The sequence below is a fragment of the Phytoactinopolyspora mesophila genome (assembly GCF_010122465.1).
Lineage (GTDB): Bacteria > Actinomycetota > Actinomycetes > Jiangellales > Jiangellaceae > Phytoactinopolyspora > Phytoactinopolyspora mesophila.
The window spans coordinates 968,416-990,670 of the sequence record NZ_WLZY01000001.1 but is presented as its reverse complement, the minus strand read 5'-3'; the positions used below and the strand labels follow the sequence as shown (position 1 = coordinate 990,670).

General features: G+C 66.7%; 19 protein-coding genes. 10 read left to right on the top strand and 9 right to left on the bottom strand.

Translation table 11 applies throughout. The features are described 5' to 3' along the window. Positions 1-152 precede the first annotated feature (152 nt). Genes F7O44_RS04445 through F7O44_RS04435 form a run of 3 tightly spaced genes read left to right on the top strand, consistent with a single transcriptional unit; the run spans position 153 to position 3,023 of the window. The gene (locus F7O44_RS04445; RefSeq protein WP_162448920.1) at positions 153-1,298 is read left to right on the top strand and encodes a LolA family protein; all 1,146 of its coding nucleotides are present in this window, start codon (positions 153-155) and stop codon (positions 1,296-1,298) included. Then, complete coding sequence (locus F7O44_RS04440) at positions 1,295-2,224, top strand: ATP-binding cassette domain-containing protein (RefSeq protein WP_162448919.1); 930 nt, start codon at positions 1,295-1,297, stop codon at positions 2,222-2,224. The genes F7O44_RS04445 and F7O44_RS04440 overlap by 4 nt, the downstream gene beginning before the upstream one ends. After that, positions 2,211-3,023, top strand: a complete 813-nt coding sequence (locus tag F7O44_RS04435; protein ID WP_162448918.1) for an ABC transporter permease — start codon at positions 2,211-2,213, stop codon at positions 3,021-3,023. Before F7O44_RS04440 ends, F7O44_RS04435 begins: the two co-directional genes overlap by 14 nt. On the opposite strand, the gene F7O44_RS04430 is transcribed toward F7O44_RS04435, so the two are convergent. From F7O44_RS04430 to F7O44_RS04420, 3 genes are all read right to left on the bottom strand, one after another. Continuing rightward, positions 3,020-3,883 carry an alpha/beta fold hydrolase gene (locus F7O44_RS04430; RefSeq protein ID WP_162448917.1) on the bottom strand — a complete coding sequence of 288 codons (864 nt, stop codon included), beginning with the start codon at positions 3,881-3,883 and terminating at the stop codon, positions 3,020-3,022. The genes F7O44_RS04435 and F7O44_RS04430 overlap by 4 nt on opposite strands. Before the next feature lie 351 nt (positions 3,884-4,234). Further along, a complete protein-coding gene (locus tag F7O44_RS04425; RefSeq protein WP_162448916.1) occupies positions 4,235-5,185 on the bottom strand; it encodes a hypothetical protein in 951 nt (316 codons plus the stop codon). A 464-nt stretch (positions 5,186-5,649) separates the two neighbouring features. Beyond that, positions 5,650-5,829 carry a hypothetical protein gene (locus tag F7O44_RS04420; RefSeq protein ID WP_162448915.1) on the bottom strand — a complete coding sequence of 60 codons (180 nt, stop codon included), beginning with the start codon at positions 5,827-5,829 and terminating at the stop codon, positions 5,650-5,652. Positions 5,830-5,911: 82 nt separating this feature from the next. On the opposite strand from F7O44_RS04420, the gene F7O44_RS04415 reads away from it, so the two are divergent. The 3 genes from F7O44_RS04415 to F7O44_RS04405 are packed head-to-tail and all read left to right on the top strand — an operon-like array spanning position 5,912 to position 10,314. After that, positions 5,912-8,593: a GNAT family N-acetyltransferase gene (locus F7O44_RS04415; RefSeq protein ID WP_162448914.1), complete on the top strand. Its 2,682-nt coding sequence runs from the start codon at positions 5,912-5,914 to the stop codon at positions 8,591-8,593. Positions 8,594-8,630: 37 nt separating this feature from the next. After that, positions 8,631-9,212: a DUF5998 family protein gene (locus F7O44_RS04410; protein WP_162448913.1), complete on the top strand. Its 582-nt coding sequence runs from the start codon at positions 8,631-8,633 to the stop codon at positions 9,210-9,212. 4 nt (positions 9,213-9,216) lie between these two features. After that, positions 9,217-10,314 carry an alkaline phosphatase family protein gene (locus F7O44_RS04405; RefSeq protein WP_162448912.1) on the top strand — a complete coding sequence of 366 codons (1,098 nt, stop codon included), beginning with the start codon at positions 9,217-9,219 and terminating at the stop codon, positions 10,312-10,314. A 19-nt stretch (positions 10,315-10,333) separates the two neighbouring features. Here the strand turns inward: F7O44_RS04405 and F7O44_RS04400 are convergent, their stop codons facing one another. The 4 genes from F7O44_RS04400 to F7O44_RS31625 form a co-directional block, all read right to left on the bottom strand. Continuing rightward, the gene (locus tag F7O44_RS04400; protein WP_162448911.1) at positions 10,334-10,828 is read right to left on the bottom strand and encodes a hypothetical protein; all 495 of its coding nucleotides are present in this window, start codon (positions 10,826-10,828) and stop codon (positions 10,334-10,336) included. Continuing rightward, complete coding sequence (locus F7O44_RS04395; RefSeq protein WP_222851045.1) at positions 10,828-11,442, bottom strand: RNA polymerase sigma factor; 615 nt, start codon at positions 11,440-11,442, stop codon at positions 10,828-10,830. The genes F7O44_RS04400 and F7O44_RS04395 overlap by 1 nt, the downstream gene beginning before the upstream one ends. Positions 11,443-12,110: 668 nt before the next feature. Further along, complete coding sequence (gene sepH, locus F7O44_RS04390) at positions 12,111-13,259, bottom strand: septation protein SepH (RefSeq protein WP_162448910.1); 1,149 nt, start codon at positions 13,257-13,259, stop codon at positions 12,111-12,113. 226 nt (positions 13,260-13,485) lie between these two features. After that, entirely contained in the window at positions 13,486-14,388 is a 903-nt protein-coding gene (locus F7O44_RS31625) for a DUF6263 family protein (RefSeq protein WP_162448909.1), read from the bottom strand. Between the two features lie 118 nt (positions 14,389-14,506). Between F7O44_RS31625 and F7O44_RS04380 the strand changes: the two genes are divergently transcribed. Together F7O44_RS04380 and F7O44_RS04375 are read left to right on the top strand one after the other, a co-directional pair. Further along, positions 14,507-15,646, top strand: coding sequence for a ferrochelatase (locus F7O44_RS04380; protein WP_222851044.1), 1,140 nt, complete (start codon positions 14,507-14,509; stop codon positions 15,644-15,646). Between the two features lie 94 nt (positions 15,647-15,740). Further along, on the top strand, positions 15,741-16,553 hold the full coding sequence (locus F7O44_RS04375) for an inositol monophosphatase family protein (RefSeq protein WP_162448908.1): 813 nt from the start codon (positions 15,741-15,743) through the stop codon (positions 16,551-16,553). Between the two features lie 72 nt (positions 16,554-16,625). Here F7O44_RS04375 and F7O44_RS04370 read toward each other — a convergent pair whose 3' ends face one another. After that, positions 16,626-17,279 (bottom strand): DUF3159 domain-containing protein, encoded by a 654-nt coding sequence (locus F7O44_RS04370; RefSeq protein WP_162448907.1) that lies wholly within the window; start codon positions 17,277-17,279, stop codon positions 16,626-16,628. A 404-nt stretch (positions 17,280-17,683) separates the two neighbouring features. After that, positions 17,684-20,065 (bottom strand): tetratricopeptide repeat protein, encoded by a 2,382-nt coding sequence (locus F7O44_RS31620; protein ID WP_162448906.1) that lies wholly within the window; start codon positions 20,063-20,065, stop codon positions 17,684-17,686. A gap of 105 nt (positions 20,066-20,170) precedes the next feature. Here F7O44_RS31620 and F7O44_RS31615 point away from each other — a divergent pair, with 105 nt between their 5' ends. Together F7O44_RS31615 and F7O44_RS04355 are read left to right on the top strand one after the other, a co-directional pair. Then, on the top strand, positions 20,171-21,331 hold the full coding sequence (locus F7O44_RS31615) for a histidine kinase (RefSeq protein WP_162448905.1): 1,161 nt from the start codon (positions 20,171-20,173) through the stop codon (positions 21,329-21,331). Then, a complete protein-coding gene (locus tag F7O44_RS04355) occupies positions 21,328-21,993 on the top strand; it encodes a response regulator (protein WP_162448904.1) in 666 nt (221 codons plus the stop codon). The genes F7O44_RS31615 and F7O44_RS04355 overlap by 4 nt, the downstream gene beginning before the upstream one ends. Positions 21,994-22,255 lie beyond the last annotated feature (262 nt).

Here is a 22,255-nt window from a genome sequence, read left to right as displayed (position 1 = left end):
CCGATTTCGGGAGCGGGTATTTCCGGTGAGGGCATTAGTGTCTCGCTCTTTATGTCATGGCGCGAGTTCCGGCGGCGGCCAACCTCTCAGGGTCTTCACAGCGCTGGGCCTGCAGAGTGAGTAGTGCGCTAACCTGCCAGAGGGAGATCTAGATGGCTACGAGAACGTTCCGATCCGCCTTTTTCAGTTCGTCCAAGCTGCCGTGGACGGTGCCGCTGACCATCGCCTCTGTGGTCTTGGCCACCGCCGTGGCGGTGCCGATGATCGCGGATGCGGATTCCGAGCTGCCCGAGCGGAGTGCGGGCGAGCTGCTGGTCGGGCTGGCCGAATCCGGCGACGTCCCGCTCGCCGGCACGATCGTGCACTCGGCTGACGTGGGGATCCCGGAGCTGCCGAGTATGGCCGGCGCGACCAGTTCTCCGTTGGCCCTGCTCAGCGGCGCCACTAGTGCTCGGGTGTGGTTCTCCGACGAGTCCACGTACCGGCTCGCTCTCTACGGCGACCTCGCCGAGACCGACCTGATCCGCCAAGGCGACGACGTCTGGTACTGGAACAGCGATCAGAACGTGGTCATGCACCAGACCGTCGCCGAGTTGGAAGACGCCAAGGAGCAGCACCCAGATCGAAAACCGATGGCGGAGCTTCCCACCAACGTGCTCGCCGAACTGGCGTTGCGGTTCGTCGAGCCCACCACCGACATCGAGGTCGACGGCACGGCTACGGTGGCTGGACGGGCCGCGTACGAGCTGGTGGCCAGTCCCAAGGACGATCGTTCGCTGATCGGCTCGGTCCGGGTGGCCATCGACGGCGAATACGGCGTGCCGCTGCGCGTCCGGATCTTCAGCGCCGACGGCGGCGATCCCGCTGTCGAGGTCGGTTTTACGTCGGTCTCGTTCGACGAGCCGGACCAGTCGGTGTTCGAGTTCACTCCGCCGCCTGGTGCCACTGTCGAGGAGTTCGATCTGGGGTGGCTGGCGGCCCATCCGGAGGGCGAACCGGCCGAGGAAGAACTCGACGCTGAACTGATCGAGGATCAGTGGATGTCGGTGCTGGTGGTGTCCGGCTTCGACCTGGACTCGCTCACCGCGCACATCGACGATCTGATGGCCGGCACGGACGAGTTCGGCGACCTGTCCGGGCTGGTCGAGGCGTTCATGGCGGAAATGCAGCCGGTGTCCGGGGCCTACGGCACCGGGCTGGGCTTCGAGAGCAGGCTGTTCTCGGCACTCTGGCTGAACGACGGCCGCCTGCTGCTGGGCGCCGTCGGGCTCGACGTACTCGAAGAAAAGGCGATGTGACCGCGGCGATAGCCACCGAGGGCCTGACCAAGAGGTTTGGCCGGCACACGGCCGTCGACTCGGTCGACCTGGCGGTCCCGGAGGGCTCGGTCTACGGTTTCCTCGGACCGAACGGCTCCGGCAAGACCACCACCATCCGGATGCTCCTGGGGCTCATCGCACCCACCGAGGGCTCGGTGACGATGCTCGGCTCGGAGATGCCGCTGTCCGGCGCAGACGTGTTGCCACGGGTGGGCGCACTGATCGACGGCCCGGCGTTTCACCCCTACCTCTCGGGGCGGGACAACCTCATCCGCCTCGACGTGGCCGACCGCACCACGCGCAGGACCGATCGGCGCACCCGCATCGATTCCGCCCTGGAGTCGGTCGGCCTCGGTGCGGCTGCCGGCAAGGCCTATCGGGTCTACTCGCAGGGCATGCGCCAGCGCCTCGGGCTGGCGGCTGCCCTGCTCAAGCCGCGTGAACTGCTGGTGCTCGACGAGCCCACCAACGGCTTGGATCCGCAGGGAACCCGTGAGGTGCGGCGGATCGTGTCCGAGGTAGCGGCGGCGGGCACCACGGTTTTCGTCTCCTCCCATCTGCTCGGCGAGATCGACCAGATGTGCTGTCACCTGGGCGTCATGCGGAACGGCCGGCTCGTGGCGCAGGACGACATCGGTTCGCTGCGGGCCGCCATGTCAGTGCGGATCCGGATCGACACCCCGGCACAGGAAGGCACCATGGCCGTGCTGCAACGGCTGAATCTGGCGAACATCGTCGCTCGTCCGGACGGTATCCGCGCCGAGCTGTCGGGTACGGCCTCGGAGGAGGTCGTCGAACACCTGGTCAAAGCCGGTATTCCGGTACGGCAGGCCGTCGTTGAACGAGCCGGCCTGGAGGAGTTCTTCGTCTCCCTGACCGGGGAGGGTTTCGATGTTGAGCACTAGCCTCGCTGCGTCCGAGCTCGGTATGGTCCTACGCCGCCGGCGAAACGTCATCATGCTTGCCGTGCTGGCGGCGGCACCGGTGATCGTGGGGGTCGCATTGCGGTTATCGTCGTCCCCGGGTGGGCCGGCGCGTGGTCTGCTGGCCGAGGTCTCGAGCAACGGCTTGTTTCTGGGTTTCTCCGCATTGATTCTGCTGACCCCGTTCTTCATGCCGCTGACGATGGCCGTCGTGTCCGGCGACTCGATCGCCGGTGAGTCAGCCAGCGGAACTCTGCGGTATCTGCTGACGGTACCGGTGGCGCGCGGGCGGGTGCTGGCGGTGAAATACACGTCCAGCGTGGTGTTCGGCGTCGTCGCCGCCGTAGTGGTGGTGACATCCGGGATGGTGACCGGCGCGCTGCTCTTTCCCGTGGGTGACGTGACGCTGCTTTCGGGCCAGACGATCGGGCTGCTGGAGACCGGCTGGCGCGGAATAATCATGGCCGGCTATGCCGCGCTGATGCTGGCGGGGCTGGCGGCGATAGGTGTGTTCATCTCGACTCTGACTGAAGTGCCCACGACGGCGATGGCTTCAACGGCCGCCGTTCCGGTCATCTCGCAAATTCTGGGGGCCATCCCACAGCTGTCCGGCTTGCACCCATGGCTGCTCACCGACACCTGGCGGGCGTACGCGGACTTCCTACGGGAGCCGATGATGCTGGAGACCGTCAACCGTGGTCTGCTCACTCAGGCCGCGTACATCGTGATTTTTCTGTCGCTGGCCTGGGCTCGTCTCACGACACGGGACGTCACAGCCTAGGTGGTGGTCGGCGGCACACGCGACGGACCCGTCTCACCGTCGCCGGCGAAGCCTGCGAGCAGATGGGAGAGCAGCTGCGCCGGCGCGTCTTCCTGCAACAGGTGTCCGGCATCGGCTACCCAGTGCAGCTCGGCGTGGGGGATCCGTTCATGCAACCAGGTGCCATACTCCGGCGGGAGGATCCGGTCCTCACGTCCCCAGAGCAGCTTGACCGGTACGGCGACCTGGTCGAGTAGAGCCTCGTACGGTTCCGTGTCGGACTGGGAGAGCTGACGGTATTGGCGGTAGAAGGCCGCCTGCCCGGTGGGTCCGAGCCAAGGAGAGAGGTGCGCGCTGATCACGTCGGGCGAGAAACCGCGGTGGGTGGCGTTGTTGAGGTGGCTGATGACGAGGGACTCGTGCGCGTAGCCGGGAAGCTGATCGAACACCGCGGGATGGGCGCGCAGTAGCTTGAACAGGCCACGTTCCCAGTCGCCGCCGCTGACCGCGTCGAAGATGGTGAGATCGTTGTAGGTGGCTCCGTCGAGGAGGAGGGCGCGCAGCACGATGGCGCCACCAATGTCGTTGGCGACCACGCTGGGACGATGTAGCTCCCAGTGCGCGAGAAGATCCACGAATCGGCGTGCCTGGGCGGCCAGGGTCAGATCCTGGTCCGCGCTCTGGTCGGATTGCCCATAGCCGAGCAGATCGAAGACGAAGACGGCGCGTTTGAGTGCGAGTGCTGGTGCGATGTCGCGCCAGACAAAAGATGAGTAGGGCGTGCCGTGCACCAACACGATGGGTTCCGGCCCGTCGCCAAGCCGCGCCCACCGGACGGTTCCGCCCTCGGTCTTGAACATCTCGGGCAGAGTCCAGGCCATCGGAGTTCCTCTCGCCGCCAGGTGATCATGCGCTGATGCTGGCGGTTACCCAACTCTTCGCTTGTCACACCGAAGACTGGCACCGACGCTCCAACTCGACCTGGCGCGGAACATCCAGATCCCTCGCCAAGAGGGCCTTGAGACGGGCTGAGAGGTTGCGCCGGCAACTGCCGCCGGGGACAAACGAACCCGTGCCCTCACCGAGGAGGGCCGGGCGTTGCCTTGGGGGCGATGGAGACAGCCGCCGACGCAACGTCCTCTGGCCTGTGCAGCCACAGGCAGGTGAGAAAGCCGTGCCCTGGACCGTCCGCTAGCCGCGCGGACGGTCCAGGACCAACAGCCGTGGATCTGTCAGTCGAAGGCCGGGCCGGCTTCTTCGGCCGCTTCTTCGCTCTCGGCTACCCGCTCTTCGATGGCGCCGCGCACTTCATCCTTGCGGTTCTGTGCCGTCTCTGCGGATTGCACGCTGCTGCGAGTGCTGAAGGCCGCCGCGGATGCGGAGTCGCACTGCTCCTCGCCCCGGATCCGGTTGTCGCTGACCACAGGCGCAGGACTGTTGTCGCTGCACACGAGGTCGCCACGGATCACGTTGTTGCTGACGAATCCGTCGGCGTTATTGCCGGTCAACGTGACGTTGCCGCCGAAGACGTTGGACCCGCAGTCCTGGACCGGAGCTTGCGCGCCCAACTGCACCAGACCGCCATTGCCGGTGAAGGTGGCGTCGCCGTCGATTTCGGAGAGACAGACGACGCTGCCGAAGTCGGTGCCGGCCACGGACACATTGCCCTCGACCACGGAGTCGTACAAGTCGGTCAGGTAGCCACCGTCGGAGTCGACGTTTCTGCTCACCCAGCCGGACTCGACGAACGTTTCGGCATTTGTCGAGTTGATGTTGCGGCCGTGGGTGGAACCGAGCGAGTAGTAGAACTCGGAATCAGTCGCGACCACGTTGAGGTCGTGGGCGCTGTCCTCGGAGTAGACGCCGAAAGCTTCGACGAGCCGGGTGTTGCCCTTGACGTGGGACTCGACGAGGCTGGCGAAGGCGTCGGCGTTGACGCGGAGGTTGCCTTCCACGGTCGAATCCGTGAGCAGCAGGCTGCCCTCGGCCCGGACCGTGGCGTTGCCGTTGATGGTCACGTTGGTGAGCTCACAGGAAGCGTCCGCCCGGACGACCAGATCACCAGGGATCGTGACGTCGGACGCGACGCCGTCACAGAACGTGGTGAGGTTGGCCTGGGACGGTACGGCGAGGCCTACCGCGACGAGTGCGGTGCCCGCGGTCAGGAGAGCTAGTCTTTTCAAGCGCATGGATGTTTTCCCCTTGGTTCGCTTGGTTGTCGCAGGTCCAGTCCTCGGTATGCCTCGAAGCCACCCATCCGGGTTACGGATGCCGGCTGGCGACGGGACATGACGCGATCGACCCGAGCGAGCCCCGCCCCCTGGCCCGGTGCTCACGATCGGTGAGCGTCCCTGGAAAGAAAACGCGACCCCCTGACCCCCGGTGCGGGGGCGAACCGTGCAGTTGGACTCTTTCTGGAATACGGTTGCCTGTCAAGGTTTTGCGAGATTTATCAAATGTCGGCGGAATATGTCGCGATCTGTACCAAGTGTCGTCACCGAATCGTTGCCTAGTTGATCTTCCCAAGTGGTGCCCGATCGCGGTATTGAGGGGCGATTCCGGCCTGGGGGCAGCCTCGGTGGCCCTCCACACCCCGTGCCGCACTATTGCCGCGAAGCCGAAGGCCGGGATCACTGAAGATCCGGCATCATTTCTGCCTGTCGTGTCGGCGGACGGCGCCCAGCACGAACCAGACCAATGCGGCGGCCAGGCCGCCCGCGAGACCAGCACCCGGGTTCGCCAAGACGCTGCCGAGAATCCCGAACACGAGCCCCATGACAACCGTTCCGCCGATCCAAAAGATGCGGTCTTCACGAGTCGGCGCCATGCCTGATGTCCTCCTGACTTCGCGTCACCCTGAACATTGCCTCATGCACCAGTATCGGGCGACGATGCTCTAGCCTCGGACTGTGGAGTCTGACCTGTCATACCCAGATCACTGGGAAGCCGACGTGGTGCTGTCCGACGGAGCCACCGCACATGTGCGGCCCATCCGGTCCGACGACGCCGAGCGATTGGTCGAGTTCTACGCCCGGGTCAGCGACGAGTCGAAGTACTACCGTTTCTTCGCGCCGTATCCCAGGTTGAGCGAGCGGGATGTCGATCACTTCACCCGGGTCGATCACGACACCCGGGTAGCGCTGATCATGCTGGTGGGCGACGAGATGATCGCCGTGGGCAGGTATGACCGCACTCGTGCGGGGGAGGCCGAGGTCTCGTTTCTCGTCGAGGACGGCCATCAGGGGCGGGGCATCGGCACCGTGTTGCTGGAGCATCTGGCCCAGGCTGCGCGAGAACGTGGCTTGCACCGTTTCGTCGCCGACGTCTTGCCGGCCAACCGGAAGATGATCACAGTATTCGTGGAGGCCGGGTACAGCGTCGACGACCATTTCGAGGACGGGGTCGTCCACGTCGAGTTCGAGATCGTCCCTACTGACCACTCACTGCAGGTGATGGCTGCCCGCGAGCATCGAGCCGAAGCACGTTCGATCGAGCGGCTGCTGACGCCGCGTTCGGTTGCCGTCGTCGGGGCCAGCCGGTCGGTGGGCAAGGCCGGACAGGCTTTGATCCGCAACATCAAGGACGGCCTGGATCAGGGGTTCACCGGGCGGCTGTACGCGGTGAACCCCGAAGCGACGGCGGTGGCGGGAGTCACGGCCTATCCGACCGTGCGTGAGATCCCCGGCGACGTCGATCTCGCTGTTCTCGCGGTGCCCGCGGAAGCCGTCAACGACGTTGTCCTCGAGTGCGCGGCCAAAGGCGTGCGTGGTGTGGTGGTCGTGGCCGCCGGGTTCGCCGAGCGGGGTGATCCGGAGGGCAGAGCGCGCCAGACCGAACTCGTGCGCGTGGCGCGCGCTCACGGCATGCGGGTGGTGGGCCCGAACTGTCTTGGCATCATCAACACCGATCCGCAGTATGCCTTGAACGCGTCGTTGGCCTCCGTTGTTCCACCACGGGGGCGGGTCGGCCTGTTCTCGCAATCAGGAGCTCTGGGCACGGCGATCCTCAGCGACGGCGCCGCTCGCGGCCTCGGCTTGTCGACCTTCGTGTCGGCGGGCAACCGGGCGGACGTCTCCGGCAACGATCTACTGCAGTACTGGCGTGACGACCCCGCCACCGAGGTGGTGCTGCTGTACCTGGAGTCGCTGGGCAACCCCCGCAAATTCTCCCGGCTCGCCCGGCGGGTGGCGGAGATCAAGCCGGTTGTGGTGGTGAAGGGGGGCCGCTCGACCCAGGGTGTGCCGCTCGGGCACACCGTGCGTCCGATCGAAGTCCCGCCCGCGGCGCTCGATGCCATGTTCCGCCAGTCCGGTGTGTTGCGCGTCGATACGATTTCGGAGATGTTCGACGTCGCCCAGGTGCTGGCTTATCAGCCGCTGCCGACCGGCGATCGGGTGGGTATCGTCGGCAACTCCAGCGCCCTGTGCATGCTGGCCAACGACGCTGTCGTGGCGGCGGGGCTCGATGTCGGATGCGACCCGGTCGATCTGGGCGTCACGGCCTCGGCGGAGGCTTACGCCTCGGCGCTGGCAGACCTGTCCGCGCGCACGGAGGTCGACTCATTACTGGTGGTCTTCGCCCCCGCGGTCGACGCGTCGAGCAGTGAAGAGGTCGCGCGTGTGCTGGCTGACGCGTCGTCGTCAGGGAACAAGCCGATGGTGACCACCTTCCTGGGTATCCGCGGTGTCCCCGAGGAGATGCGCCGGTTCGACGAACACGGCGTGCCCCGGCGCGGCTCCGTCCCGTCGTACCCCTCGCTGGAGGAAGGCGCTCGTGCCCTGGCCCACGTCACCTCCTACAGCGCCTGGCGCCGCCGGCGCCACGGTCACGTGCCCGATCTCGACGACGTCGATCCCGACGCCGCCCGCCGGCATGCCGAGGCGGTTCTGGCCACCGCCGCGGGCAACGAAGCGATAGACCTCACGACGGCTCAGACGATGGCCTTGCTCGCGGCGTACGGCATCCACCCGTTGCCGGTGATCGCTGCTCACAGCCTCGACGATGCACTGGCCGCGGCCGAACAGCTCGGTGGTGAGGTGGTCCTGAAAGCCACCGCGAGTCACCTCCGGCACCGGCCGGATCTGGCCGACGTCTGGCGCAACATCGATACCGCCGAGGAGATGCGCGACGCCTGGCAGACGTTGTCGAGCACGCTGGCCGATCCAGCCGAGGCCGGGTTCGTCGTGCAGCCGATGGCAACGGCCGGCGTACCCGTCGCCATCTGGGCCCGCGAAGACCCTATGTTCGGCCCCGTCGTGTCGTTCGGCATCTCCGGTGTGGCCACCGAACTTCTCGAAGACCGCGCCTACCGGATCCCGCCGTTGACCGACTCCGATGCGGCTGAGATGGTACGGGAGGTCAAAGCCGCGGCGCTGTTGTTCGGATATCGCGGCGGAGACATGGCCGATGTGGCAGCGGTGGAGGATCTCTTGCATCGAGTGTCGCGCATGTCGGATGATCTACCGGAACTGGAGGGGCTCGAATTGAACCCGGTGCTTGTCAGCGAGACCGGCTTGGCCGTGGTCAACGCCTCGGCTCGCCTTGCCCGGCCGGCGCCGCGCCCCGACTGGTACGCGCGACGGCTGGCGTGAGCAGCGAGCTGGCGAGAAGCGTGTAAGGATTGGACGTATGGTGGACATAGGGACGCGTGAAGGACTCCGCATCGCGATCCAACAAGCAGGCTACTATCCAGACCTGGTGGCGGAGACGCTCGAGACGGCCCTGGCTGGTGAGCCGGTCGAGTCGTTCGTCGTTCATCACGAGCCGCATTTCGACCGCGATGAGCTGCGTCGCCATGTGAGCGTGCTGGTCTTGACCCCTACCCGGCTGATAGTCGGCCACTCCGACGAGTATCCGTCCGACGACGCCCATGGCTCGCCGTATGCGACGACCTCCACCGAAGCGGTACCGCTGGCGCGGGTCTCTTCGGTGGTCGTGAGCCGCACAGTACCCTCGCCGGCGTCGCATCAGGTCGGAGACCGGCCGCTGGACGTCGTGCTGACCGTTGGCTGGGGTGCCATGAGCCGCATCGATCTGGAGCCGGCTACATGCGGAGATCCAGATTGCGAAGCCGATCACGGCTACACCGGGACTGTCACTTCGGACGACTTCACCTTGAGGGTCAGCGAGGCCGGTGACGGAATGACGCGGGTGGACGACATGCTGACCTTCGCTCGGGCGCTTTCAGCAGCTACCGTGCAGGTCCGGTGACAGTTTGACTCTCCTGCCCGAGTACGGGGAGCGATCCCTGGCTGACCTGATCCCCTCCGCGCTCGGAGCGTTGGGTGTCGCAGACGAACAGAATCCGCTTGGACTGCCCCCAGCAGCTCGCTACTGCGTGCTGCTGATCGACGGTCTCGGATGGAACCTGTTCCGTTCACACACCGCGCAGACGCCGTTTCTGTCGTCACTGCGGGCACAGCCGATCACGTGCGGGCTGCCATCCACCACAGCCACCAGCCTCACCAGTCTGGGAACGGGACTGCCTCCCGGCCGGCATGGTGTCCTGGGTTATACGTCCCGGGTGCCAGGGCGCAACGAGATATTCAACGCACTGAAGTGGCAGCCGGCCATCGACCCGCTCACCTACCAGCCCCACCCGTCCCTGTTCGAGCGGGCCCAGCGCTCCGGCGTAGCCACCAGGGTGGTCAACAAGCGAGAGTTTCACGACAGTGGGCTGACCGCTGCCGCTCTGCGCGGGCCCTACTGGTCCGCCGACTCGTACGGTGAGCGGATCGCGGCGGCGGCAAGCTCATCGGCGGCGAACCCGTCATTGGTTTATGTGTACGACTCCGACCTCGACCGCACCGGACACCAGCTCGGATGCCGGTCCGCGGCTTGGCGGCACCAGCTGGTGATGGTCGACCGATTCGCCGAAGAGCTCTACGACTCCCTGCCAGCGGACACGGTGCTGGTGGTGACCGGCGACCACGGCATGGTGGATGTGCCGGCGCAGGACCGCATCGACGTCGACGACCTTCCGGCCTTGCGCGAAGGCACGTCGTTGATCGCCGGCGAGGCGCGGTTCAGGCACGTCTACACCGTGGACGGCGCGACACCAGATGTCCTGGCGGCATGGCAAGCCGTGGTGGGGGAGCGAGGCGCGGTGCTTACTCGTGCCGAGGCCATCGAAGCCGGTTGGTTCGGTGCCGTCGAAGGGCGCGTGCAAGAGCGGATCGGGGACGTCGTGGTGTGTGCCCGCGGCAGTTTCGCCGTCTGTTACCGAAGCGTGTTCCCCACGGAGGTCAAGATGGTGGGCCTGCACGGCGGAATGAGCGAAGACGAGTTGCTCATTCCGCTGCTGGTCAGCTAGCCGGGTTCCCGGACGCGGGTCACTGCTGCCCGGGGCCGGTCCAGCGGGTGACGAACGGGTTGCGCTCGGGGTCGTCGAAACGGCACGAGAACGCGATGCTTCCGGCCGGCACGTCGGTGGCGCGAAAGCGCCCATGGGCATCGGAGCGGACCTGGACACGAGCGCCGTCGGTGCCCCTGACCTCCACGTCGGCGACACCCGGGGGCAGCAACTGGCCCACCACGCGCCTGCGCGGCTGCGCTCCGGACCGCTGTGTTTCGGTCAGGATCTCGACCACCAGCGTGGCGCCGCCGGCGTCGAAGGTGAGTACCCGTGGTGGCTGGGCCGCACGTATTGCCACTCCCGCCGCAACCGCGGAGTCCGCGACGAGTTCGGCCAGCGCGGCGTCGGCATCCATCCAATCGAGGCTGTTGTAAGCCGCGTCCAGCAGGTGTGCCGGCGGGGGGTCAAGGCGGTTCAGCGCGTCACGCAGGTCGGCCAGCAGCGTGTGGTCGGCCGCCGTCGGGTCATCCATCACGCGTCTCCTTCTGCCTCGGCGGCTTGGTGGTTGCCGGCCAGCAGCTTGCGCAGATGAGCAAGGCATCGGCCACGGTTCGGTCCCACACTGCCCACTGGCAGGCCGAGGATGTCAGCGATCTCGTTGTAGCTAAGGGGCGGCTCCGCCAGGTACAAGCGGAGCAATGCCTGGCACCGTTCCGGGAGCTTGCGATACGCGGCGAGGATCTCCCCGTCTCGCTCGCGGCGCAGGATCGCGGTGTCAGGGGCGGTGATGGTGTTCTCCGAGACGCCCAGCAGCATGGCTGCGGCGTTGTCGGCATCGGCCGACACGTCGACTGCTTCTGGGTCCGGGAACTCGCGGTCACGCCGTTTGATGTGCCGTAGGCACTCACGCCTGGCCGTCGTAACCAGCCACGCGGACAGCTGTTCGGGCTTGTTGAGCCGGCCGAGGCTTTCCACCAAGCGCAACCAGGTGGTTTGAAAGACATCGCCGGCGTCTGGGTCGGTAAGCCGATGGCTGCGGACCACGGACCACACCAGGCTTGCGTGACGGTCGACAATCTCCCGCCAGGCGCGTTGATCGCCTGCCTTGGCCTCGTGCACCAGATCGCTGATCGAGCGGTCCGCCAACCGTGCCCCCGGATGGGTCTGCGCCCCGGGCCTGTCCCGGAATGCTGCTGGGCGACATTATCCACGGCCAGCCCCTGGGGAACGAATGCCGTCGGCGACGGGCGCGTGCCCCCGTGCACGAAAGTTCGTGCTATACCCACGCGCCCGTCACCCCCGTTGTTGAACAATCCTGCGAGCAAAGCCCCCCGGCGCTCTACCCCCTCCGGACGACGCGATACCTTCCGCGTCGGCGCCGTTTGATCGTCAGGATCCCGACGGCGCGGGCCCTGTCCTGGGCCCGCTCACGATCCAGAGTGGTATTCGCGTCATGGCCCGATGGAGCGGAGACGACGACGGGTTGGTGCTCAGGGCGTGCCACCATCTCCGCTCCTCCCTCATCAGCATGACGCGACCGGGGTACCCGGACCGCGCTGGGCGCCGCAAGGTGGTCAACGACGCCCACTTATACAGAGCACGCCGGTGGCCGCCTGATACATGTTCGGCGGAAGTTTTTTCAGAACTTTTTTCCGATGCGTCCTACACCCACGGAAATGAGGCGTTTGGCTATCCTGTCTGGCGCCGCGCGTTCGGTGATTCGGCCTGCGGGACCAGCGGCCAGAACGGACAAGGGCGTCGGACCGTGCCGGCCCGACGCCCTTAGAACCCGCGGGTTCTTATCCGTGCGAGTTTTAGTCGTTCTTGCGGCGCCCGAACATGATCTCGTCCCAGCTGGGCACACTCGGCCGGCGCGAGCGTGAAGACGTGCTGCGCGGGGGAGGAGTGGGAGGCGGAGGCTCCTGAGCGGTGGGGGCGAGCTCCTCCGGCGATTCGGGTTCGTCCGGCTCTTCGACTTCGATACGAGTGGCGATGTCGCTGAGGCGCAGCCGGTCGGTACTGGCCACATCTTCGGCCGGCTCCTCAGGCTCTTGCTCTTCGGCCCACGGTTCGGACAGCTCGCGACGGCGCCGCTCGGGGCGGCCGTAACGGCCCGTGCGACGCGGTCGGCGAACCGGCTCGATCGGCGTGGTGTGTTCGTGATCCTCGGGGTCATCGAGGTCAGCCGGGTCGGCGTCGTTGCGTACCAGGGCGGTGATCGGGGCCTGAGCGGGCTCGGCCTCGACATCGAACGGGTCGTCGTGCAGGGACTCGTCGTCGTCATCGACCTCGTTGGCAGGCGGGTGGACGACGGAAAGTCGAGCGGGGCCGGCGGATACGGGCTCCGGGGCAGGTTCAGGCTCGGGCTCGGGTCGCGGCTCGCCGGCGACGACACGCGCGTTCACATCCAGGGGCGCGACCGACCTCCCAGAGGGGTCGAAGGTGAAGACCGCCGAGAATTCTGGGTCGTCATCAGGGGTCTCTTCGCCCTCGGCTGGCCAGGAGCAGCGCACTCTCCAGCGGCCGTCGTCGGCTCGCCATGCGTCCCAGGTGAGCGCTTCGGGCTGGGCGCCCACCGCCGCCGCGTGGTCGGCCGCGGCGCCTTCGAGAGTGCGTACCGGGCCTTCGCCGGTGATCCGGCGGAGGTTGGCCTGACGGGCACGCTGAGCGATGTGCTCGCGTTCGGCCAGCACAGGTCCGGCGAACCGCCGGACTTTCTCCAGCGGCATAGTTGCGGCCGCGGCGACGGACTCAACCGACTCGCCGGCCCGGATCCGGGCCTGGATATCCCGCGGACGCAGTTGGCTTTCGAGCTGAATATCCAACTGTCCCAACCTCGCTCGGTCGCCTCGGATCGCAGCGTGCACGCGCTCGTCGGCACGCAGTGCGAACTGCTCGTGGCCATCGGAGAGGATCAAGTAGGCGCCATCCTCGCTGACCGCGGTCACGCGAAGCTCGCGCATCGTCTACCTCCCGACATTACTGGCTCCATCGTCGCTTGTGCGGCTCTTTGTACCAAGCCGCCACGCCGGATGGAAGCCAGGTCTCCAACTAGCTTCCCTGCGCAGCGTCACACCGGCAGATCTGCAGGACGCAACGCAATGTCCTGCAAACCGAGTGTTGGAGGCATCGTCGTGCAGGACGCAACGTCACGTCCTGCAGTTTAGTGTCCGCCGGGCGTGAACGCGTTCAGCGCTGGTGAATGTCCAGCTCGAGTCTGACCTCGACGTCCTGGAACTGGGTCGAACCATTCCGCTCGATCCGCATTTCGGTGCGGGTGGTGGTGGTACTCGATCCGGACGCCGCGATCGGGCTGTCGAGGCTGCCGCTACTGCGGCCCGAACTGTTGCCTGAGCCGCGGAGAATCTCGATAGTGACGCCGTGTTCCTCGATGGTGGTCGGCTGAACCGTCTGCGTAGTTTCGATATCGAGGTCGTAGCGTTCACCGTCGAACTCGGCCAGTGTGTACGTCGCCTGATTGCAGTAGGCCACGCCGCCTGATTCGAACGAACTTGTCACTTCCCAAAGGCCGCCTGGCCCGACCGGCTCCGCCGGGAGCGCCACGGTCAGGTCGGCCAGCTGCTGCTCGGTCTGCTCGACCAACGACTCCGCCTCCGGGCCCAGCCCGTCGGTCGAGATGTTGCCGTCCAGAAAGGCACCGCTGTGGTCTGTGCTCAGCGTTCCCGAGATTCCGGTGAGGCTGTCCAGCATGTCGAGCAGTGCCGGCTCGTCGCTGTCGGCGCTGGCATGGTCATAGACGAACGACAACTCGATAGCGTCCTCAGCGACGTTCTCGACGGTGAACACGATCCCCATCACCATCAGTGGGCCGGTCTGGGTGGGGGCGCTGTCGCCGTCGACGCTGATATCGGTGACGACTGACATCTCGATGTCCGTCTCGACGGTGTCTCCGGCCGTCGGCGAGAACCGCATGACCTTGTGTGGTTCTCGGCCGGCATCAGTGACCGTCAGCTCCGTCGGGCCGAGTTCACACTGGCTGTCAGCCGCGGGCTCGTCGGTGTCGGTTCCGCCGCAGCCGGTGAGCGCGAGAAGGAAGACCGTGGCGGTCGTCAAGGTGTGGGAACGGCGCACGCGAATCCATTCGAGCTGAGAAGTATCAACGTCTCGATTGTGACAATAACAATCGCGGGCGACCTCTTAGTCGGACCCTGTGTCCGGCACTTGAGCGGCAATTTGGGAGGATCTTATTGTGAGTAGCTTGGATGCTGATGCCGCGGAAACCCGCCTCGCGCCTTACGACGCGCTCTTGGTGGTGTCGTTCGGGGGGCCCGAAGGCCAAGAAGACGTCATCCCGTTTCTCGGGAACGTCACCCGCGGCAAGGACGTGCCACGTGAGCGGCTCGAAGAGGTCGGTGAGCACTACCGCGCCTTCGGTGGCAAGAGCCCCATCAACGACCAGAACCGCGCTTTCGTCGCCAATCTCCAACATGAGCTCGCCGAAGCCGGGCTGTCGATCCCGGTGTATTGGGGCAACCGCAACTGGCATCCGTACCTCACCGACGAGGTCAAACGGATGGCCGCCGACGGCATGGGCCGGGTCGCGGCCTTCATCACCAGTGCGTACGCGTCTTACTCCGGTTGCCGGCAGTACCGCGAGAACCTGGCCGAGTCGGTAGCCGAGGTCGGGCCGGCGGCGCCGCGAATCGACCGTCTCCGGCATAGTTTCGACCATCCGGGGTTCGTCTCGGCTAACACGGACAGTGTGGTCGGCGCGTTGGGGGAACTGTCCAGGGACGCTGCCGAGCAAGCTCGCCTGGTGTTCGTCACACACTCCATCCCGGTGGCCATGGCCGAGACGTCGGGCGCGAACGGCAACGCTTACATCGAACAGCATGAGGCGGTCGCGCAGGCGGTGACGGCTCAGGTTTCCGCGCGCACCGGCGCCCAGTATGAGTACGATCTCGTCTACTGTTCGCGCAGCGGACCGCCGCACGTGCCATGGCTGGAGCCGGACGTCAACGACCACCTCGAAGCACTGGCCGCTCAGGGCACGCGCGCCGTGGTGATGGCGCCGATCGGCTTCCTGTCCGATCACATGGAAGTGGTGTACGACCTCGATACCGAGGCTTTGGACACGGCGAAGAAGTTCGGGATCGAAGCTGCCCGCGCGGCGACCGTCGGCACTCACCCGGACTTCGTCGCCGCCGTGATCGACCTGCTGCTCGAACGCGCGGCCGTGGAGCGCGGCGAGGCTGTTGACCGGGCCAGCGTCGGCCCACCTGGCCCTGACGCCGACGTATGCGCCGTCGACTGCTGCCGGAACCTGCGCGCGGCGAAACCTGCGCTGGGTGGCTGGGATGCCCCCGCCCACCCGTCCGCACCTAAATGATCATGTTTGGTGGGTTTTCTCGCGCCTCACCATGCCTACCGTCCTGTTGATGCGCGAGAAAACCTGGCAAGGGTCATCTGGTGAGGAGAATTGCGTGACGGTTGATGCGAAGAAACTGGTCGAGTTGGCGGCCAGTGCTGCCCGGGAAGCGGGCGCCTTAGCTCGTGAGCGCCGGCAAGCGGTGGACCGAATGGCCGTCGCGGCCACCAAGTCGACGCCGACCGATGTGGTGACCGAGTCCGACACCGCTGCCGAGCAATTGATCCGTGATCGGATCCTTTCGGTCCGGCCGGGCGATGCGGTTCACGGCGAGGAGGGCGGCCACGTCGACGGTAAGTCCGGCGTCGTGTGGGTCGTCGATCCGATCGACGGCACGGTGAATTATCTGTACGGGATTCCGCAGTACGCGGTGTCGATCGCGGCGCAGGTCGACGGCGTCGTCGAGGCCGGCGTGGTGCACAATCCGGCGAGTGGCGAGACCTGGACCGCCATACGTGGCGGGGGTGCGTTGCTCGACGGCGAGCCGATTGGGGTCACCGCTTGCGCGGACCTGTCGCTGGCGCTGGTAGGAACCGGATTCGGGTACGACGCCCGGCGCCGTGCCCGGCAAGCCGCCATCCTGGCCGACTTGGTCCCGGCGGTGCGCGACATCCGGCGCGCCGGTGCGGCCGCGCTGGATCTGTGTGCCGTGGCATCGGGACGGCTCGATGCCTACTACGAGCGTGGCCTGCAACCGTGGGATCTGGCTGCTGGAGCGCTGGTGGCGGCCGAGGCCGGCGCCGTCGTCAGCGGCCTGCACGGGGTCGAGGCCGGTGCGGAACTGGTCATGGCGGCAGCGCCGGGTATCGCTGAGGAACTGCGTGGGCTGCTCGAGCGCCTGGGAGCCGATCGCGACACGGCAGACTGACCTCACCAGGACCTCTCGCGCGTCACCAGGACTGTAGGCATGGTGAGGCGCGAGAAAACCCACCAAACATGATCATTCGGTGGGGTGGCGGAGGCCGGGGTGGGCGGGCGGCAGCGACCGCTGGATCACCCACCAGGACACCGCGATGCAGGCGGCGATCAGCGGCCAGGTCAGCGCGATCCGGGCGACCCCCAACGCGACGACCTGATCGGTCAGCCACAGCGGCGCGAACACCGCCACCCGGATGACGTACTGGAAGATCCACACGACACTGCCCCGGTTGTATGCGCGGAGCAGGTCCGGATCGCGGCGCCAACGGGTCTTCTGACCGAGAACCGCACCCACGACGACGCCGAGCAGGGGCCACCGCACCGTGATGCTGACCAGCCAGGCGAGCGCGCTGGCAGCATTGCTGGCCAGCTGGACCAGGAAGAAGTCGGCGGCACGCCCGGTGTACAGGACGACGAGCGCGGCGACGCACACACCCAGCAAACCCACGAGGGCGGCTCTGGGGCGTGCGCCGCGCCGCAGCCGCCATCCGGCGACGAGCAGGGCGACGACTACGGCGGCGGCCACACCAGTGACGATGGACTCGCCACCGGCAAGCCAGGCGATGACGAACGCGGCCGGCGGTGCAGTGGCATCGACTGTGCCGCTTCGGCCACCGAGCAGCGCACTCAGCGACTCCGGTTCGCGTTGTTTTGTAGCCGCATCTGCTCCGCTCATAGTCGTCATCAAGTGTAGATGTGTCAGCTGACGGGGTGACGGGCATGGGCCTACTTGAGGGCGCCCATGGATAGGCCACGGACCAGTTGCCTCTGCGCGGGCCGGCGGCCCGGCTGGTGACCGACACCGCACTCGCATCCCGGCTGCGCAACCGGGGTCGCCCCGTGCCCTGGACGCCCTTGTCAGGGGATTGTCAGGGTGCTGTCGCTGGGATGCCGGTCCAAGATCGATCACCCTTAGGGAACCGGGGGGAATGGCGCTGCGAAAGCGCTGTCGCGGGATGTTCCCACCCCGTTGGCGGTTGAATCCAGCACCTGATCCGGGTCGGTCACGCCCGTCCGGGGGGCATGGGCGCGACCGACCCGGTGGAACATTCCTCATCCAGCCGGATGACAGTCGCCGGGCTAAATCTGGTGAAGCGGCGTGTTCTGGCCGCTGGCCCAGGCCGCGCTGAACTGGTCTTCCCCCAGAGCGTCTCGAGCCGCCTGGGTCGTGTGCTCGTGTGCTGGCTGTTCGCACACCGGCACCGGTGCACCGATCTGGTTGCGCACGGCGGACGCGGCGCCGAGCAGAAACGCCGCGCGCCATGTCTGGCCGTGTGCGTGGGCGACGGCGGCGAGCGCTTCGAGCACGCTGGCCGCGCGCCACCTGTCACCCAGCTCGCGGTGCTCGGCCAGGCTCGCGTCGAGCAGTTCCGCCGCGGTGTCCAGCTGTCCACGGCTCCATGCGACAAGGCCAAGTTGATTCTGTGCCCAGGCGACACCTTCATGGAAGCCGTGTTCGCAGGCCTGATTCAGGGCGCGTCGCAGGCGGGTCTCGGCCGTGTCGAGGTCGCCGGTGTAGAGCGCTACCGCGCCGAGGTTGACCAGCGACCCGACGATGCCCTCGGTGTCCGAGACCCGCTCGAAGTGTTCGAGAGCCACCGTGGAGTATTCGCGTGCCGCCGTCCATTTTTCCTGGAGCCACGAGACGAACGCGAGATGGTGCCGGGCCCAGGCCGAGCCGGTGTCGTCACTGTGCTCGGCGTAAATGGCGAGACTCTGCCGGTGCAGGTCTTCGGCTTGTTCATACGCGCCGCGCTCGCGTGCGACACTACCGAGGTAGCGCAGGCTCACGGCGGTGCCTTGCTGGTCGCTATGCTGGCGGTACAACTCGACCGCGGCCTCCAGACGGGCAACGGCGACGTCGTACTCGCATTGGAGAAAAGCCAGATAGCCGGAGCCACACATCGCTTTGGCCAGCATTGCCGGTTCCGGCGACTGGGGCTGCGCGCGTGCCGCGGCAAGCGCGGTCTCCAGCCACGCGCGTCCGGTGCTGTAGTACCCGCGCAGATAGGCGAAGGGGTACAGCGCCCCGGCCAGCCGCAGCGCCTGTTCGTGCTGCTGGTGGGAGAGCGCGCGGCGCATGGCGGCGCGCATGTTGCCGAACTCGGCATCCAGCTCGCGAAGGCGTATCCAGCGATCCGGTTCGTTCAGCTCGGGCTCGGCATCGACGGCGAGCTGGGCGTAGTACGAGAGGTGGGCCAGCTCGGCCGGACTGCGCAGGCCGTTCTCCGTGAGGCAGTCGGCCGCGTACTCGTGGATCACATCGAACATGCCGTACCGGGCAGTGGCCTCGTCACGGGTGACGATGATGAGTGATTTGTCGGCCAGGCGCGCGCTGAGGTCGACGGCGTGCGCCCACGACGCGCCGGGACGGACGCTGGACCATACTGCGTGGGCCGCCGGCATCGTCCAGCCGCCCGAGAAGACGGACAGGACGGCGAAAAACCGCTGTTCCTCTGCATCGAGCAGGTCATGACTCCACTCAATCGCCGCGTGCAGGCTCTGGTGCCGGTGCGGCGCGGTGCGGACGCCGGAGCTGAGGATGCGGGTGGATGCGCTGAGCTCGTCGGCGATCTGCTCGATGGTGAGGATTCTGACCCGGGCGGCGGCCAATTCGATCGCGAGGGGAAGTCCGTCGAGGCGCTCGCAGATGGCATCGATGTGGGCGAGGTTCTCCTCCGGCGGGTCCACACCGTGACTGCCGGCCCGGGTGATGAACAGGCGGGCGGCGTGTGGTCGCGCCAGTGGCGGAACCGGTTGTATGACCTCGCCCGGCACTCGAAGCAGCTCCCGGCTCGTCGCGAGGATCGACAGCGCCGGACAGCGCCGGAGCAGGGTGACACAGAGCGTCGCGGCGACGTCGACCACGTGTTCGCAATTGTCGAGCACGACCATCATCCGGCGAGCGCCGATATGCTCAGCCAGCAGGTCGAGGCGCCCACTGTCGCGGGGGATGTTCAGCCCCAAGGCGGCGGCGATGGCGGCGGTCACGGCCGGTTCGTTCGAAGACGGGCTCAGCGAGACCCAGTGCACACCGTCGGGGAACGAGGCTCTCATCGCCGCGGCCACCTCGGTTGCCATTCTGGTTTTGCCCACGCCGCCGGGTCCGGTCAACGTGAGAACGCGGGTAGCGGTCTCGTTGAGCAGCCGGATCGACTCGGCGAGATCAGCGGCCCGCCCGATGAACTCGTCCGGCGTCAGCGGTGTCGGCCGCGGTGTCGGCCGATCGGCGGGCGCCGGTTGCCACGCGGCCTCCACGAAGGCGGCTCTGGCCTCGCCTTCCAGGCGCAACGCATCGGCGAGCAGCCTGACGGTCAGGGGACGCGGAGCGCGTCGTCGGCCCCGTTCGAGGGCAGCGACAGCATCTCCACTCAAGCCTGCCCGTTGCGCTAGCTCTTCCTGTGACAGCCCGGCGGTGGACCGATGCTGCCGGAGGAGGGCGGCGAACTCGAGCGGCGGCACTCGCACATCTAAGTGGTGTTTGTCCCACTGTGTCTAGGGGTGTCGGACATGACCTTGATCTTGACATCGTGCTGGAGCGACCGTCACCGCGTATGCTGTCGCATCGTGATCGAAACCGGGCGTATTCGAGCATGGCCGAGGCGGCAGCGGCCGATGGACGCGTTGCTGACCATCGCCGTCACCGTGGTTGTACTGGGCGCACCGGTTGTGACGAACCAGCTCGGTGACGTTTCAGCGGCCGGCTGGGCCATCCTCGTCATCGCATGTGGTGCCGTCTACTTCCGGCGCGCGGCACCGTTGACGGTGACCGTCATCACGCTGGTGTGTAGTACGACGTACCTCATCATGCCTGATCCCGACGGGCCTGTTGTGCTCACGTTCGCGATCGCCATCTACACATTGATGGCCACCGGGCGGCTGGCGTCGGGAATCCTGATCGGTGCGGTGGCCGTCGTCGCGTCGTTCTACGGCGAATACAGCACGGATCAGGAGAACCTCGGTGACCTGGGCGTCGTTTTTTTCGCCGGGTGGCTGATCACCGTGATGGCGGTCGGTGGTGCGGTCCACAGCCGGCGTGCCTATCTCCGCGAGGTCGACGAACGCACGCGGCAGTCGGAGGCGAACCGCGAAGAGGAACTGCGCCGGCGCACCACCGAGGAGAGGCTGCGGATCGCCCGCGAACTTCACGACGTGCTCGGGCACACCATCTCGTTGATCAACGTACAGGCGAGCGCTGCCCTGCACCGGATGCCGCGCGATCCCGACCAGGCCGTGGAGGCTTTGACCACCATCAAGCAGAGCAGCCACGAAGCGTTGCAGGAGCTTCGGACTACCCTCGGCGTGCTACGACAGGTCGACGAGGCCGTCCCGACAGCCCCGGCTCCGAGCTTGGCGCACGTGCCTGAGTTGATCTCGAGGCTCGAGTCGGCCGGCTTCGAGACTGATACCGATATCGAAGGTGAGCCCCCGGAATCACTCCCGCCCGCCGTGGATCTGGCAGGCTATCGGATTGTGCAGGAAGCCTTGACGAACGTGACCCGGCATTCCGGAGCCAGCGCGGTCACCGTCCGGATCCGATATGGAGACGACGTGCAGCTCAACATCATCGACGACGGCCGTGGCGGTGACCCGGAACGCCCGGGCGGAAGCGGCGTCATCGGGATGAAAGAACGGGCCGCATCCGTCGGCGGTCGGCTCGAAGCGGGGCCAGGACCCGAAGGCGGGTTCGTCGTGCAGGCTTGGCTCCCGCTCAGGGGGCAAGAATGATCCGGGTGGTGCTGGCCGACGACCAGCGCCTCGTCCGCGCCGGCTTCGGCTCGATCCTCGACGGCGAAGACGACATCGCGGTGGTCGGCGAGGCATCCAACGGGGTCGAGGCGCTCCAGAAGGTCCATGAGCTACGTCCGGACGTGGTTCTCATGGATATCCGGATGCCGGAGAAGGACGGGCTGGAGGCAACCAAGGAGATCACCGCGGCTGGCGATCTCACGGAGGTGAAGGTCGTCATCCTGACCACCTTCGACCTCGACGAGTACGTGTACGCCGCGCTTCGCGCCGGTGCCAGCGGCTTCCTGGTCAAGGACACCGAACCCCTGGAACTGATCCATGCCGTTCGAGTTGTCGCGCGAGGAGACGCGCTCATAGCTCCCTCGGTGACCCGACGGCTCATCTCCGAGATCGCCGGGCGCTCCCCGCAGCCCGAACCTAGCCCACAACTCAACGCGCTCACCGATCGCGAGCGGGAGGTCATGGTGCTCGTGGCCGCCGGGTTGTCCAACGACGAGATCGCTGAGCAGCTCGTGCTCAGCCCGGCCACCGCCAAGACACACGTCAGCCGCATCATGACGAAGTTGGCCGCTCGGGACCGGGCGCAGCTGGTGGTCCAAGCATATGAGTCGGGCCTGATCACTCCCGGTTGGCTGGACTAGGGGACTCGGCTGGGGCACTGGTCCGAGCGCCCGGGAGATGGAGTCTCTCCTCGCCCAGCAGACTCGGTCGGGGGAGAGGCTTCGCCATCGGCCTCCCTCGCTGATGCCCACCACGCCATGGAGAGACTCCATCTCCCGGGCGCTCTGGCGGGTCAGCCGAGTTCTTTCGCGTGCAGCGGTGATCCGGGTGCACTGGCCCGGGTGGCCGGCACAACTTGTGGGGTACAGCGGTGGGGGTGCCCGCAACCTGGGGTGTATCGCA